This is a genomic window from Pseudomonas graminis (assembly GCF_004364335.1).
GTDB classification, from domain to species: Bacteria; Pseudomonadota; Gammaproteobacteria; order Pseudomonadales; family Pseudomonadaceae; genus Aquipseudomonas; species Aquipseudomonas graminis_D.
Genome location: NZ_SOCR01000007.1, coordinates 311,623 through 327,102 on the forward strand (window position 1 = coordinate 311,623; position 15,480 = coordinate 327,102).

Sequence of the window (15,480 nt, forward strand, 5' to 3'; positions counted from 1 at the left end):
CGCTGTGTCATCGCCATAGAAAAGGCCCACGCCAGTGGGCAGTGGGCCTAAGGAAGGCGTCAGCCTGACGCCGGATGAAACCTACTGCAGCGCCACCTCGCTGGCGCCCTCGCCTCCGCCCAGTGCCTTGTACAACGACACCAGGTTGTTGATCCGCGAGAGTTTGGTGGTCACCAGCCTTTGCTGGGAACTGAACAGATTTCGCTGAGCATCCAGCGAGTTCAGGTAGGTATCGACCCCTTCCTTGTAGCGGCTGTCCGCCAGCTCGTAGTTACGTCGATTGGGCTGTACCAGTCGCGTCTCGGCCAGCACCTGCGTGCTGAGTGAGTCGCGTGCCACCAGGCCGTCCGCTACTTCGCGAAACGCAACTTGAATTGCCTTCTGGTAATTGGCCACCTCGATTGAGCGTTGCACCCTGGCCGTGTCGAGGTAGGCCTTGTTGCGGCCTGCGTTGAAGATCGGAATGTTGATTGACGGCATAAAACTCCAGGTCCCCTGCCCCCCCGCGAACAACTGCCCAAGGTCCGCGCTGGCCGAGCCCGCTGAAGCGGTCAGGGTGATGCTGGGGAAAAAGGCTGCGCGCGCCGCTCCGATGTTGGCGTTCGCGGCCTTCAGATCATGCTCGGCGGCGAGAATGTCGGGGCGGTACATCAGCAGGTCCGACGGCAAGCCGACAGGCAGCTGTTCATCCACCTTTAACGCATCCAGATTTATCGCGGAGAAATACTGCGCTGCCACCGGCTTGCCAACCAGTAGCGTCAACGCGTTTTTATCCTGCGCCACCTGCCGCTCGTATTGCGCCTGAGCCGACTCGGCGGTACGCACCGTACTTTCGGCCTGACTCAAGTCCAGTTCAGTGGCCACTTCCTGGTCGTAACTGCTTTGCACCAGGGCATAGCTGTCCTGCTGGCTGGTCAGTGTCTGACGGGCGATCTCCAGCAATTGCTGGTCGGCCTGCATCTGGTAATAGGCGCTGGCGACCTCGGCAATGAGCGCCACCCTGACACTGCGCTGCGCCTCGACGGTGGAAAAATAGCTTTCCAGCGCCTGCTGATTGAGACTTCGCACACGACCGAAGAAATCCAGTTCGTAGGAGGTGAAGCCGACACCGGCGATGTATTGATGGGTCACCCGGCTGTGATCGGTGGTGCTCAGGTCGCTCGGCACCCGCTGGCTATCACCGGACCCTGAGGCGTCGATTGAAGGCAGCAGGTCAGCCCGAGATATCCGGTATTGAGCCTGGGCCTTTTCGATGTTCAACGCAGCGACCCGCAGGTCACGGTTGTTCGCCAGCGCTTGACTGATCAGGTCCTTGAGCGCAGCGCTCTGGAAAAACGCCTGCCAGTTCACGCGGGGTGCATTCACCTGCGCAGCGACCGGCAGGTTCCAGGTCTGATCCACCGGTGCGTCAGGGCGTTGGTAATCTGGAATGAGCGAGCAACCGCTCAGGCCCATCAGCGCTACCACCACGGCAACGCTCAAACGACTGGTTTTCATGGTTGCTCTCCATGGACGATGGCTTGGTTCTCACGTGCGTCCGGTGTTTTTGTGCCAAACAGTTTGTAGATGACCACGAAGAACATGGGCACGAATAACACGGCCAGAAAGGTCGCCGTGACCATCCCGCCGATCACGCCGGTCCCGATGGAGTGTTGGCTGCCGGAGCCCGCACCATTGGATATCGCCAGCGGCAACACGCCGAGCATGAAGGCCAGAGAGGTCATGATGATCGGACGCAGACGCAGACGTGCGGCCTCGATGGCCGCCTCGATCAAGGGTTTGCCTTGTTCTTCGTGCAGTGCCTTGGCGAACTCGACGATGAGGATCGCGTTCTTGGCCGACAGCCCGACGGTGGTCAGCAGGCCGACCTGGAAAAACACGTCATTGGACAGCCCGCGCGCCAATGTCGCCACGACGGCACCGATGACACCCAACGGAACAACCATGATGACCGCGACCGGTACTGACCAGCTTTCATACAACGCCGCCAGGCAGAGGAACACGATCAGGATGGAAATGCCGTACAGCGCCGGCGCCTGCGACCCCGCCATGCGCTCCTCATAAGAAATCCCGGTATAGCGAACACCCACGCCATCTGGCAGTTGCGTGGCAATACGATCCACGGCCGCCATGGCATCACCTGAGCTGTAGCCAGCGGCGGGTTCGCCCTGAATTTCAACCCCCGGCACGCCGTTGTAGCGCTCCAGTTTTGGCGAGCCGTAGGTCCAGTAACCCGAGGCAAAGGCGGAGAATTTCACCATCTGGCCTTGAGCGTTGCGCACGTACCACTTGTTGAAGTCTTCCGGCGAGATGCGGCCGTCGACATCACCCTGCACGTACACCTTCTTCACGCGGCCATGGTCGATGAAGTCGTTGACGTAACTCGATCCCCACGCGGTGCTCATGGTGTTGTTGATGTCGCTGATGCTGACCTGCATCGCGCGCGCCTTTTCCTTGTCGATGGTCACTTGATACTGCGGCTCGTCATTCAAGCCGTTCGGTCGCACCCGCGTCAGTACCGGGTCCTGCGCCGCCAATTTGAGGAACTGATCGCGTACTTCCATCAACCGGGCATGGCCCAGGCCAACGTTGTCCTGCAGGTACATGTCGAAACCGGTGGCGTTACCCATTTCCAGAATCGCCGGGGGCACGATGGCGATGGCCGTACCGTCCTTGATGCCGTTGGCGTGCACCTGAATCCGCCTGGCCAGCGAGAAGATCGTGGTGTCATCGCCCTTGCGTTCTTCCCACGGTTTGAGCGCCAGGAACAGCATGCCCGAGCTTTGCCCGCGTCCCGCGAAGTTGAAACCGTTGACCGTGTAGGCCGAGTCCACCACGTCACCTTCTTTTTGCAACACGTAGTCGCGCACGTCATCGAGGACAACCTGAGTGCGCTGGGCCGAGCTGTCGGGTGGCATCTGCACCTGCACGATCATCGTGCCCTGGTCTTCGTCCGGCAAAAACGCCGCCGGAACTTTGGTGAACAGAAAGCCCATCGCTACCACGATGCCCAGGTAAATAACCAGAAACAGGCCCTTGCGCTTGACGATCCCCGCCACACCGACTTTGTATTGGTCGGCGCCGCGATCAAAGGTGCGGTTGAACCAGCCGAAAAAGCCTTTCTTGTCGTGATGGTCGTGGCTGGGCGCTTTGAGAATCGTCGCGCACAACGCCGGGGTGAAGATCAGCGCCACCAGCACCGACAGGCCCATGGCCGAGACAATCGTCACCGAGAACTGCCGGTAGATAATCCCGGTGGCACCGCCGAAAAAAGCCATTGGCACGAACACCGCTGACAACACCAACGCAATACCGACCAGTGCGCCCTGAATCTGAGCCATGGATTTGCGGGTCGCTTCCTTGGGCGACAAGCCGTCCTCGACCATCACCCGCTCGACGTTTTCCACCACCACAATGGCATCGTCCACCAATAGCCCGATGGCCAGCACCATGCCGAACATGGTCAGGGTGTTGATGGTGAAACCGAATGCCGAAAGGATGCCGAACGTACCGAGCAATACCACCGGGACAGCCAGCGTCGGGATCAGCGTGGCGCGGATGTTCTGCATGAACAGATACATGACCAGGAACACCAGCGCGATGCCTTCGATCAGGGTTTTGACGACCTCATGGATCGACGCGCTGACCACCGGGGAGGTGTCGTACGGGAATACCACCTTCAGACCCTTGGGAAAGTAGGGCTCCAGATCGGCCACCGTGGCCCGCACATTCTTGATGGTGTCCAGCAGGTTGGCGCCGGTGGCCAGGCGAAGCGCAATCGCCGATGCCGGTTTGCCGTTGTAGGCACCCGAAATCGAGAAGTTCTCCGAGCCCAGCCCTACGCTGGCCACATCCTTGACCCGCACCTGCGAGCCATCAGGGTTTACCTTGACCAGAATCTCCCTGAACTCTTCAGCGGTTTTCATCCGCGAGCTGCCCAGCACGGTGGCGTTGAGCTGGACTTCCTTGCGCGTGGGCAGACCGCCCAACGAGCCAGAGGACACCTGCACGTTCTCGGCCTGTATCGCGTCGATCACGTCTTGCGGGGTCAGTTGAAAGCTTTCCAGCTTGGCCGGATCGACCCAGATACGCATGGCGTACTGAGCACCGAGCAACAGAAAATCGCCAACGCCCTTGGTACGGGTAATCGGGTCTTTCATGTTGGAGGCGATGTAGTTGCCGATGTCGAAGCCGTCCATGGAGCCGTCTTCGGAGTACAGCCCCACGATCAGCATGAAGTTGATCTGATACTTGGCCACTCGCAGGCCTTGTTTCTGCACTTCTTCAGGCAACAGTGGCGTGGCCAGTTGCAGCTTGTTCTGCACCTGAACCTGAGCGATATCGGGATTGGTGCCCTGATCGAAGGTCACTGTGATGTTGGTGCTGCCGTCGCTGTTGCTTTCGGACGACATGTAACGCAAGCCATCCAGGTTGTTCAGTTGTTGCTCGATCACCTGCACCACCGTGTCCTGCACCGTCTGCGCCGAGGCACCGGGGTAAGTAACCGTGATATTCACCGCCGGGGCGGCGATATTGGGGTACTGGTTAATCGGCAATTTGAGGATGGCCAGTGCACCCGCCAGCATGATCACCATTGCGATCACCCAGGCGAATATCGGCCTGCTGATAAAAAAGTTAGCCATTGAAAATCTACCTGAAAAGCGTGGAACGCCGCAGCGTCGTTGCGTGAAGCGCCGAGTCTTACGGCGCTGAACTCGCCATCGCCGGATTGGCTGCGACGTTGCGCGCAGGCACCGCAATCAGCGCCATGCCCGGACGGACCCGCTGCACCCCTTCGGTGATTACCTGATCGCCGACCTTCAAGCCCGACTCGACCAGCCATTGATTACCGATGGTGCGTATCACCTTTACCTCCCGCTGTTCAGCCTTGCTGTCAGCACTGACCACCAGCGCCGTCGCCTGGCCTTTGAGGTCACGGGTCACACCTTGCTGTGGCACCAGGACGGCCTGTTCGCGCACGCCTTCGGCCAACCTGGCATGAACGAACATGCCCGGCAGCAAGATGTTGTCGGGGTTGGCAAACGCGGCACGCATGGTCACCGCACCGGTGGTCGGGTCCACCGTCACTTCGGTGAATTTAAGCGCGCCCGTCTGACCGTAGGCGGTGCCGTCTTCCAGCGTCAGTTGAACTTTCACCTGATCGTGTCCCGCCATGGTCAATTGTCCGGAGGCCACTTCCCGACGCAGTCGCAGCATGTCAGTGGACGCCTGAGTGACATCGACGTAGATCGGATCGAGTTGATTGATCGAGGCCAGCGGCTCCGTTTGATTGGTACTGACCAGCGCGCCTTCGGTCACGCTCGAACGGCTGATCCGGCCATCAATGGGTGCCATGACCTTGGTGTATTCCAGATTGATCTGCGCCATTTTCAGGTCGGCGCGGGCCTGACGGTAATCTGCGTCGGCGTCATCGAACTGCTGGCGGCTGATGGCTCGGGTTTCCACCAGGCGCTTGTAGCGCTCTGCCAGATTGCGCGTCGCGTCCAGGTTCGCCCGGGCCTTGTCGTAGGACGCCTGATAGGTCGAAGGGTCGATCTGATAGAGCTGCTGCCCTTTCTTGACCACTGCGCCCTCGCTGAACAGGCGCTTCTGAATAATCCCGCTGACCTGAGGCCTTACTTCCGCCACACGGAAAGCCGAGGTGCGTCCGGGGAGGTCACTGCTCAACAGCACGCTTTGCGCCTTCAGTGTAACAACACCGACTTCAGGGGGTTGTGACGCAGCCGCCTGCTCCGGCTCCTTGCACCCCGTGAGCAGCAGGAGCGTGAACGGCAGCGCGCAATACAGGCCCCGGGTGGATCGGATACTCATTTCATTCTCCTGGAAAACAGCCTGCCGACCTTCTACCGCCAAGGCGTGAAGGGGGACGATTTCTAGACTGAGGAATTAAATTAACCGCAATGCGATGCGCTGTATCGTAATGCGGTTAGCGACAAGGAAGCAACCGGCCATCTCACCTGCGAATCGCTCAGGGGGGCTCTGGCCTGTAGACTTGCGGCCAGTTCGGGTCACGCTGCACGCCACCGATCAGCGCGGGGCCGGCGGCCAATATCGAGGAAGCACATGAGTAATCTGAAAGAGGACCACGACGACGTGCGTTCAGGCGGGATCCAGGTCATTGCCCGCGCCAGCGCGATCATGCGTGCGCTGGGCCGCAATCCCCAGGGTTTGAGCCTCGCGGCCATTGCCAACGAGGTCGGCCTGCCCCGCTCTACCGTGCAGCGAATCATTGCCGCGCTGGAGACCGAGAAGCTGGTAGAGGCGCTGCGTCCGGGCAATGGATTTCGCCTGGGGCCTGCGCTGGCCCAGCTGATTCACCAAACCCATACCGACATTATTTCCATCGCCCGTCGTTCCCTCGAAGGGCTGTGCGATCTGTTAAAGGAAAGCGTCACGCTGTCCTGCATCAGTGGCAGACAGACCATCGTCATTGATCGGGTCATCGCCGAGCGCGAACTGCGCGTGGTCTTCCCCATGGGGCAATCGCTGCCGATGTATGCCACGGCAGATGGCAAGGCGCTGCTGTCGACGCTGACCGACGAGCAGGTTCGCGAGTGGTTGGGAGACACCCTGGAGCCGCTGACCGACGCGACCCACAGCCTCGAATCATTGCTGGTGGAACTCAAACAGATCCGTGCCAGTGGCCTGGCCATTGATCATCAGGAACACACGGTAGGTATCAGTGCCTGCTCGATGCTTATCCCGACGTTCATGGGGCCCCACGCGGTTACCGTCATCGCACCCACCCCACGCTTCCAGACCCACTCGCTTGAATTCAAAAAGGCGCTTGAGGACTGCAAGACAGCCATCGCCATGGCGGCAGGCGATACCTGATACAAGCGCGCCTTGGGCGCTGGAGAACCATTTGCATGGCCAGAAAATGCAAGGAAGATTCAGACAGAACCTACCCGATGCTGCTGGACGCGGCGGAACAGGTGTTCAGCCAGAAGGGGTACGCCAGAGCAACCTTCCATGAAATCGCTGAACAGGCCGGGCTGTCCCGTGGCGCGATCTATTGGCACTTCAGCGACAAACATCAGTTGCTCGATGCCGTGCTGCGTCGTGCCCGATTGCCATGGGACGGTCTGCCGCAGCAGTTTTCCTCGCTGGAACAATGCCCTTCGCTGAGCGACCTCGGACAAACCTTTGCCAAAGGCCTGGCCACCATCGTTGGTGATCCCAGCTTGCAGCGGGTCACTCTCATCTTGCTGCTTCGCACAGAACTGGTGAGTGACAACCATCCCGTCCAGGACCGACTCACCGCCATCCACGAGCGCATCAAACGCTACCTCGTCGCAGCGTTGAGTTGGCGCTACCACAACCCTGACGGAAGCCCCCATGACAACATTCCTGCTGCTGCGACGGCGGTAAAGGCGTTGCTTGTCGGGACCGTCATGGGCTGGCTGCTCAGCCAGACCGAAATAGACCTGGTCCCCCTTCCGCGAATGGTAGAGCTACTGATCTCAAATTTTGTCGACGGGTGACGCGCGTCTGTCGCTCTGGCTATTCAGTCGCCCCTCAGCGTGTCCGCCGATTGCTCTTCGATCCAGTTCAGGCATTGACGAACAAGCGCCGACGTATCGGCCGCCCTGTAGCTGACGATGATGGGCGAAGTGGCCAGCGGATCCAGAAGCGGCGCATAGCCAATATCGTCGCGATGCAGACGCTGAACGGACGCCGGCACGAGCGTGATACCCATGCCGGCCGCCACCAGTCCGATGGCTGTCTGTAATTCGTTGGTCATTTGTGCCACATGGATGTCCAGCCCATTACGCGCGAACAGCTTGAGTACGTGATCAGCGTAGCTGGGCCGGACATTACCCGGGTAAAGCACAAAGGGTTCCCGGGCCAGTTGTTCCAGGCTCACCGCCGTGCCCAGCAAGTGATGCCCGGCGGGCAGCACGGCCACCAGCGGGTCCTGGTGAATCACCTTTTGCACGACCGCGGCGTCGTCGATGTGAATGCGCCCGAAGCCGATGTCGATGCGTCCGCTCTTCAAGGCGTCGACCTGTTGCAAGGTGATCATCTCCGACAGCCCCAGCTCGACCCCTCCGTCACCGCGTAACCGTCGGATCAGTTCCGGCAGTGCCCCGTACAGCGTCGAAGGGGCAAACCCGATGCCCAGCCAGCGGCGCTGACCCTGGTCGATTCGCTGCGTGTCATGACAGATCCGGTCGAGCCGTTCCAGCAGCTGCGCGGACTGTTCGTAGAAAAACCGCCCCGCTTCGGTCAGACGCAAAGGGCGGCTTCGTTCCAGCAGCACCACGCCCAACTCCTCTTCCAGTTGCTGGATCTGTCGGCTCAAAGGCGGCTGCGCCAGATGCAGACGCTCGGCCGCCCGGGTGAAGTTGAGGGTTTGCGCAACCACTCGAAAATAACGCAAATGACGCAGCTCCACGATACCTCCCAGGTATCAAATCAGACCCACTTGATATTGGACCTCGCTCCCGCTGCGATGCAACCTTGGCCTCAGATAAAAACAAACCTCAGGGATATGGACGCGCTCCATCCATCCTCGAACAGGATCTTCCTATGATCAGCATTACCCGCCTTGAAACCTTCATCGTCGATTTGCCCACCATCCGTCCCCATAAGCTGGCCATGCATACCATGCAAAGCCAGACACTGGTGATCCTGCGTCTGCAGTGCAGCGATGGCATCGAAGGCCTGGGCGAAGCCACGACCATTGGCGGCCTGTCCTACGGGAACGAAAGCCCCGAAAGCATCAAGACCAATCTCGACGCCTATTTCGCGCCACTGCTGACGGGCCAGGATGCCACCAACATCAATGCCGCGATGCTGCGCATCGAGAAAGTGGTGCGGGGGAATACCTTCGCCAAATCCGCCGTCGAGACGGCCTTGCTGGATGCTCAAGGCAAACGCCTGGGGCTGCCCGTTGCCGAACTGCTCGGTGGACGCGTACGGGACGGTCTGGAAGTCGCCTGGACGCTGGCCAGTGGCAATACCGAGAAAGACATCGAAGAGGCAGAGCGGATGCTCGACATCCGCCGTCATCGTGTTTTCAAACTCAAGATCGGCGCTGGCGAGCCCGCCAAAGACATCGCCCATGTGGCGGCGATTAAACGGGCCCTGGGTGACCGCGCCAGTGTGCGGGTCGATCTCAATCAGGCCTGGAGTGAAGCCACTGCCATGCGCGGCTGCCAGTTGCTGGGCGATGCGGGCGTGGATTTGATCGAACAGCCGATTCCCCGGCAGGATCGCGAAGCCCAGGCCCGGGTCAGTGCCCGCAGTCCGGTGCCGATCATGGCTGACGAAGCCATCGAAAGCGTCGAAGACAGTTTCGCCCTGGCCCGCGCCGGTGCCGCTCCGGTGTTCGCGCTGAAAATCGCCAAAAATGGCGGACCCAGGGCCGTGCTCCGTACGGCGGCCATCGCCGAAGCAGCGGGGCTGGGTCTGTATGGCGGCACCATGCTCGAAGGCGGGATCGGTACCCTGGCCTCGGCCCATGCCTTTGCCACACTGGGACGCATCGAATGGCATACGGAGCTGTTCGGCCCGCTGCTGCTGACGAACGACATCTTGACCGAGCCTCTGGTCTATCGAGATTTTCAACTGATGATTCCCGACCTGCCCGGGCTCGGTGTCGCGCTCGATGAAGAGCGTCTGAAGCACTTCCAGCGCCGCTGAACCGCGAACCACCTGACCGAACCACGCTTCAAAGGGAGACTAGATCAATGCTGTTTCACGTTCGCATGACCGTCAAACTGCCCCACGACATGCCCGCCGAACAGGCAGCGCGGCTGAAAGCCGATGAAAAGGCCCTGGCCCAGCGCCTGCAGGACGAAGGCACCTGGCGCCACCTGTGGCGCATCGCCGGGTTGTACGCCAACGTCAGCATTTTCGACGTGGCTGATACTCAGGCGCTGCACGACACCCTGATGCAATTACCGCTCTACCCCTTCATGGACATCGAAGTCATGGCGCTGTGTCGTCATCCCTCTTCGGTGCATGACGACGACCGCTGATCCACCGCCAGCCCGACCTGATGCTGAGCGACGTTTATAAAAACAAGATGAGGAATAAGCCATGACTGTGCGGATATCCCAGACAGCCGACGTGCAACAGTTTTTCGAGCAAGCCAGCGGCTTTGACAACGATCAAGGCAGCCAACGGCTGAAGACGGTGGTCCATCGAGTATTGACCGACTCGATCAAGATCATCGAGGACCTGCACATCAGCCCCGAGGAGTTCTGGAAAGCGGTCAATTACGTCAATGAACTGGGCAGCCGTCAGGAAGCCGGACTGCTGGTGGCCGGCCTCGGCCTGGAACACTACCTCGACCTGCTGTTGGATGCCGAAGACCAGGTGGCCGGGTTGACCGGCGGCACGCCACGGACCATCGAAGGCCCGCTCTATGTAGCCGGCGCTCCATTGAGCCAACACGAAGCGCGCCTGGATGACGGGCAGGACAACGGCACGGTGCTGTTCATGCAGGGTCGGGTTCTGGACACCGCTGGCGAGCCGCTCGCCGGTGCAATCGTCGATGTCTGGCATGCCAACACCGGCGGGACCTACTCCTATTTCGACGCGTCACAATCAGCGTTCAACCTGCGCCGACGCATCGAAACCGACGCCGAGGGACGCTTCCGCTTTCGCAGCATCGTGCCGTCAGGCTATGGCTGCCCGCCAGACGGTCCGACGCAGCACTTGCTCGACCAATTAGGCCGCCACGGCCAGCGCCCGGCGCATATCCACTTCTTTATCTCAGCGTCGAATCATCGCCACCTGACCACCCAGATCAACCTGGCGGGCGACCAGTACCTGCACGATGACTTTGCCTATGCCACGCGCGATGAACTGATCGCCGACATCCATTTCATCGACGACGAAGAAAAGGCCCGCGCCCATGGCACGACAGGGCGATACGCCGAATTGGAGTTTGACTTCACCCTGCAGCGCACGGCAGAACCCAAGGCCGAGCAGCGTCTGGAGAGAGCCCGCGCCCTGGAAGAGTAAACCCGACCGCACGGTCTATCCTGACAGCACCTCGTGCAAGCCCTCAGGCTGACACTCGGGACAGCAAGAAGGGGCTGGGAGCCGATCACTGACGTGACGCTCCCCGCCCCTTTTCTGTTGCCGGTTTTCTATTTGCGGGTCACCTGCCCCAGGTCATCGCCGGCGGTTGTTTTCAGGTCATCGGTGCCCATCGACCCGGTGCCGCAGCTCAATGCGCAACCCAACTGATCATACGTCGACAGCCGCAGGCACTCAGGTACGAAACACCCTTTGGACCAGGGAGAAAATCAGCCCGACGACACCGATGACGGTGACCACGGAAAAATAGTCGAGGCTCGCCACCAGGGTGGATTGCTGGCTGATGCTCTGGCCGATTTCCGCAACCGCCATACGTGCGGCGACAGACGCCTCATAAGACTGAGCGAAGAAGTGCGAGAGCTGCTGAACGTACTGCGCGTAGATCGGATTATCCGGGTGCAAGCGCACGCTCAGCGCGTCGTACTGCACGGTGCTGCGCCACTGCATGAAGATCGTCGCCAGCGCCGTCCCCGAGGCTGTCGCGATCTGCCCGGCCATGTTTTTCAGCTGCTGGGCGTTGGTAAACAGCGCATCGTCGTGACCGACGTCCTTGAAGGTCTGAGTGGCCGCCGTGGCCAGCAGAAACATGACGAAGCAGCCGTTGAGGAACAGGGCAGGCAAGATATTGCCCCACATTTCAGCACCCGGCGTGATGCGCGCGAGCAGGTAACTGAACGCGATCAAGGATAAAAAGCCCAGGGTAAAAAACTTCTTCGGTGCCGGGGATTTTGGCAACAGCCACGACATCAGCAGCCAGGCCGCCAGTGTGCCCAGTAGCCCCAGCGACTGGAAGTGACCCACCGTTTCCCACGAGTAGCCCAGCGCTGATTGAAGGAAGGAAGGCAACACATAGTTGTTCGCGCCCAGCATCAGGTAACTGAAGCAGAACAACCCGATACCGTAGGCGTAGCGGCGACTGATCATGTGGTGCACTTTCAGCAGCGGCCTTGGGTGTTTCTTCTCATTGCGCAGATAGGCGAACAGTGCAAATGCCGCTAATACGGCGAACACCAGAATAATCGTGGTCTCGTTATAAAAGTCATAATAAGAGCGCTGAAGCACGTACAGGATCGAGAACGAACTGACGGCCAGCAGCAACACCTGGCCGAGACGGCTCTGGCTGCGCAGCTCTACCGGGTGGCGGTCTGTGGGAAGAAACCTCAGCGCCAGGATCGCGACCAGTACGGCGACAACAATCAGCATCCAGAAAATCGCCTGCCACGTGGAATACGCCACCGCCAGGGAAGAAAGCACCGGGGCCGCCGAGGTGCCGCACGCCAGGCCAATGGCGAAGGCCTTGATGCCGGTAAACCGCCCCGGTCCCGGTGCAATCATCTGCACCATGACCCGGGCCGAGGTCATGAAAGCGCCGCCACCCAGCGCCATCACCACCCGGCCGGCGGTGAACGTGACCAGATCGGCGCTGACACTGCAGATCACCGCGCCGACGATATAGATGCCGATGGACGTCAGCAGGTAATTGCGCCAGCCAAAACGCTCGGTCATCCAGCGTTGCTTGGAGATGGAGATCACCGCCAGGCAAGCGTAAAGCGCGGCCACCAGGCTGAATTCTTCAGGACTGGCTTCGATCTCCCCGCGAATCGGCGCAGAGGCGAACGCGATCATGCCGGTCTGCAAAAACTCCAGGCTGCACAACAGCGTGATAGTGGTCAGCAGTAGTCCGTATTTCCTGAACATGCTGTTCCCCTAGCGCGTTGCACTGCTGAGCGCTGGAGCCCGTTGTGTTCCCTCGTTTTCGCTGATGACGCTGTCGACCAATGCGTCAGCGTTCTTCAGTTCGTCCTCGAACACCGCGGTGCTGTAAATGTCGTCACGCGGTACGTCCTCGCGCAACACGTCGCCGGTACGGGCGCTGGTGTCGACTTTCACGCGCATGGAGATGCCGAGGCGCAACGGGTTGCGGGCGATTTCCTGCGCATCGAGTGCGATCTTCACGGGCACGCGCTGAGTGACCTTGATCCAGTTGCCGGTCGCGTTCTGCGCCGGAAGCAACGCGAACGCACTGCCGGTCCCCGCATCCAGTCCCGCGACGGTGCCGTGGAACACGATGTCGGTGCCGTAAGAGTCAGCGGTCAGCGTGACCGGTTGGCCGATACGGATATGCTCCAACTGCGACTCCTTGAAGTTGGCGTTGACCCACAAGTGATCCAGCGGCACCACCGTCATCATGGCCACGCCCGGACTGATGCGCTGACCCACCTGGACGCTGCGCTTGGTGACGATGCCGGTCACCGGCGCCAGGATCACCGTGCGGTCACGGGCGACGAAGGCATCACGCAGATTGGCGGCGGCCGTCAGCACGTCCGGGTGCGAGCGCAACGTGGTGCCGTCTACCATCGCCTTGCGCTGAGCGAGGGACTGGCGGGTCGAGGCCAACCCGGCGCGGGCGTTTTTCAGGATATCTTCGGCGTGGCTGATCTCTTCACGGGACACCGCCCCGCTGGACGCCAATTGCGCGCGCCGCTGCACATCCGCCCGCGCCTTGCTGACATCGTTACTGCGCTGATCGACTTCTGCCTGCAGTTGCTCCACCTGGGAGTACTGGGTGCGCGCCATGCGTGTGGCCCTGGCCAGCGCCGCCTTGCTGCGCTCGAACTGGATTTCGGCGTCCACGGGATTGAGCCGCACCACCGGATTGCCGGCGCGCACAGAGTCGGTGTTGTCCGCGCCGATGCCGGTGACCGTGCCGCTGATCTGCGAGGTCACCTGAACGGCGTTGCCGTCTACGTACGCGTCTTCAGTGCGCTCGGTGCCATCCTGATACAGGTACCAGCCGGCCAATAGCGCAATAAGGATCAGGCCTGCGCCGATAAAGACAAGGGGGCCTGACGTGCGCGGTGCCGTGTCCGGGACGCTCGGCGCCGGGGATTGAGTGCTCATTGTGTGCTCGAAAGATGAGTGATCGGGTTAGCGTCGGACGCAATGGCATCGGGGCTGAAGCCGCCCCCCAACGCCCTGCTCAGACTGGCCTGGAGTGAAAGACCTCTGGCGCGCAAGTCAACGAGCTGGCGCTGTTCGGCCAGTGCAGCGTTTTGCGCGATCAGCACCTGGATGTAGGTCGCAAGGCCCGCGCCGTAGCGGTTGTTGATCAGATCGTAGGCATCGTTGGCGGTCTGCACGGCTTGTTGCTGCTGATCCACGCGTTCTTTCAGCCAGCGCAGTGAAGTCAACTGATCGGCAATATCGTGGATCGCGTCGACCAACGTCTGATTATAGCCTCCAACCGCGATGTCGTAGGCCGCATCCTGACTCGCGAGATTGGCGCGCAACCGTCCGCCGTCGAAGATCGGCAGACTGATGGCAGGCCCGATGCCCAGCATCCGGCTGCTGCTGTCCTTGAAGTCCCCGAAGCCAAAGCTCTGCAAGCCCAGGGACGCCGCCAGGTTGACGTTGGGGTAAAAGTTGGCCTCGGCCACAGCGATGTCATGCCCGGCCGCTTCGACTCGCCAGCGCTGGGCCACCACGTCGGGGCGTCGGCCCAGGAGTTCGGCCGGGAGGCGGCTGGGTATCGAAAAGGGCTGAACCTGGCCGATGGCGGGCCTGCGGATGGAACGACCACGGTCCGGGCCATCGCCCATCAACGCCGCCAACCGGTTCTGATCCAGTTCGACGGCTTCCTTGAGTGAGGAGATTGTGGCTTTGCTGGCCGGGACACTCGCTTGCGCCTGTTTGATATCGACCTGTGAATCCAGCTCGGCGGCGAAGCGGCGTTGGGTGAGATCGAGGATCGACTGCTGCTGGGCCAGCACCTTCTCGGCCAGGTCGATCTGCTCGTAGTTCTTTTGCAGCTCGATATAGGCCTGCACCATCGCCGATGAAATCATCAGCGTGGTCGCATAACGGTCTACGTCGGCGGCATGTTGGCGGCCAATGGCAGCGTCCAGCGCGGACCGATTTTTCCCCCAGAAGTCCAGCTCGTAACCCACGCCCAGCGAGGTCTGATAGAGCGTCTGCCAAGTGCCTGAAACCCCACCCGCTGTGCCGTTGGCGCTGTAGCGTTGTCGAGTATCGGAAAAACTGGCGTCGACCCTTGGCAACAGCGACGCGTCGTTGAGACCGGTTATGGCCTGGGCTTGCCGGACTCGGGCCGCAGCGCTGGCGACGCCGGGATTTCCCTTCAAGGCTTCGCCAATCAAGTCGTCGAGCTGGTGGTCGCCGAACGCCTTCCACCACTCCTGCTCGGGCCAATGGGCGTCAGATACCGGCGTCTCATTCAGGGTCTCTTTGCTGCTGGTCTGCAGCCCACCCCATAACGAAGACTGCGGCTTCAAATCGCTGTAGGAACATCCACCGAGCAGTACGGCAACCAGAGCGGTCAGAATAAATCGGTTGGGATGTTCGATGGTCAATCGTGTGTCTCCGCAAACATGTTGCTGAAAAGTT

Annotated in this window: 12 protein-coding genes; 5 read left to right on the plus strand and 7 right to left on the minus strand. The window is 60.7% G+C overall.

Annotation, left to right across the window (positions count from 1 at the left end; translation table 11 throughout):
• Nucleotides 1–81: 81 nt before the first annotated feature.
• From EC919_RS15450 to EC919_RS15460, 3 genes are read right to left on the minus strand one after another with little or no spacing between them, the layout of a single operon-like run.
• Nucleotides 82–1,497 carry an efflux transporter outer membrane subunit gene (locus EC919_RS15450; protein ID WP_133775301.1) on the minus strand — a complete coding sequence of 472 codons (1,416 nt, stop codon included), beginning with the start codon at nt 1,495–1,497 and terminating at the stop codon, nt 82–84.
• Nucleotides 1,494–4,643 (minus strand): efflux RND transporter permease subunit, encoded by a 3,150-nt coding sequence (locus EC919_RS15455; RefSeq protein ID WP_133775302.1) that lies wholly within the window; start codon nt 4,641–4,643, stop codon nt 1,494–1,496. The genes EC919_RS15450 and EC919_RS15455 overlap by 4 nt, the downstream gene beginning before the upstream one ends.
• A 58-nt stretch (nt 4,644–4,701) precedes the next feature.
• The gene (locus tag EC919_RS15460) at nt 4,702–5,832 is read right to left on the minus strand and encodes an efflux RND transporter periplasmic adaptor subunit (RefSeq protein ID WP_133775303.1); all 1,131 of its coding nucleotides are present in this window, start codon (nt 5,830–5,832) and stop codon (nt 4,702–4,704) included.
• Between the two features lie 252 nt (nt 5,833–6,084).
• Here EC919_RS15460 and EC919_RS15465 point away from each other — a divergent pair, with 252 nt between their 5' ends.
• Together EC919_RS15465 and EC919_RS15470 are read left to right on the plus strand one after the other, a co-directional pair.
• Nucleotides 6,085–6,855 carry an IclR family transcriptional regulator gene (locus tag EC919_RS15465; protein ID WP_133775304.1) on the plus strand — a complete coding sequence of 257 codons (771 nt, stop codon included), beginning with the start codon at nt 6,085–6,087 and terminating at the stop codon, nt 6,853–6,855.
• A 35-nt stretch (nt 6,856–6,890) separates the two neighbouring features.
• On the plus strand, nt 6,891–7,505 hold the full coding sequence (locus tag EC919_RS15470; protein WP_133775305.1) for a TetR family transcriptional regulator: 615 nt from the start codon (nt 6,891–6,893) through the stop codon (nt 7,503–7,505).
• A 23-nt stretch (nt 7,506–7,528) separates the two neighbouring features.
• On the opposite strand, the gene EC919_RS15475 is transcribed toward EC919_RS15470, so the two are convergent.
• Nucleotides 7,529–8,419, minus strand: a complete 891-nt coding sequence (locus EC919_RS15475) for a LysR family transcriptional regulator (protein WP_133775306.1) — start codon at nt 8,417–8,419, stop codon at nt 7,529–7,531.
• A 134-nt stretch (nt 8,420–8,553) separates the two neighbouring features.
• On the opposite strand from EC919_RS15475, the gene EC919_RS15480 reads away from it, so the two are divergent.
• The 3 genes from EC919_RS15480 (at nt 8,554) to catA (ending at nt 10,998) form a co-directional block, all read left to right on the plus strand.
• Nucleotides 8,554–9,669, plus strand: a complete 1,116-nt coding sequence (locus tag EC919_RS15480; RefSeq protein ID WP_133775307.1) for a muconate cycloisomerase family protein — start codon at nt 8,554–8,556, stop codon at nt 9,667–9,669.
• A gap of 47 nt (nt 9,670–9,716) precedes the next feature.
• The gene (catC, locus tag EC919_RS15485; protein ID WP_133775308.1) at nt 9,717–10,007 is read left to right on the plus strand and encodes a muconolactone Delta-isomerase; all 291 of its coding nucleotides are present in this window, start codon (nt 9,717–9,719) and stop codon (nt 10,005–10,007) included.
• 61 nt (nt 10,008–10,068) lie between these two features.
• A complete protein-coding gene (gene catA, locus EC919_RS15490; protein ID WP_133775309.1) occupies nt 10,069–10,998 on the plus strand; it encodes a catechol 1,2-dioxygenase in 930 nt (309 codons plus the stop codon).
• A gap of 252 nt (nt 10,999–11,250) precedes the next feature.
• On the opposite strand, the gene EC919_RS15495 is transcribed toward catA, so the two are convergent.
• The 3 genes from EC919_RS15495 to EC919_RS15505 are packed head-to-tail and all read right to left on the minus strand — an operon-like array spanning nt 11,251 to nt 15,446.
• Nucleotides 11,251–12,774 (minus strand): MFS transporter, encoded by a 1,524-nt coding sequence (locus EC919_RS15495; RefSeq protein WP_133775310.1) that lies wholly within the window; start codon nt 12,772–12,774, stop codon nt 11,251–11,253.
• Between the two features lie 9 nt (nt 12,775–12,783).
• Nucleotides 12,784–13,977: an efflux RND transporter periplasmic adaptor subunit gene (locus EC919_RS15500; RefSeq protein WP_133775311.1), complete on the minus strand. Its 1,194-nt coding sequence runs from the start codon at nt 13,975–13,977 to the stop codon at nt 12,784–12,786.
• On the minus strand, nt 13,974–15,446 hold the full coding sequence (locus tag EC919_RS15505; protein ID WP_133775312.1) for an efflux transporter outer membrane subunit: 1,473 nt from the start codon (nt 15,444–15,446) through the stop codon (nt 13,974–13,976). The genes EC919_RS15500 and EC919_RS15505 overlap by 4 nt, the downstream gene beginning before the upstream one ends.
• Nucleotides 15,447–15,480: the final 34 nt, after the last annotated feature.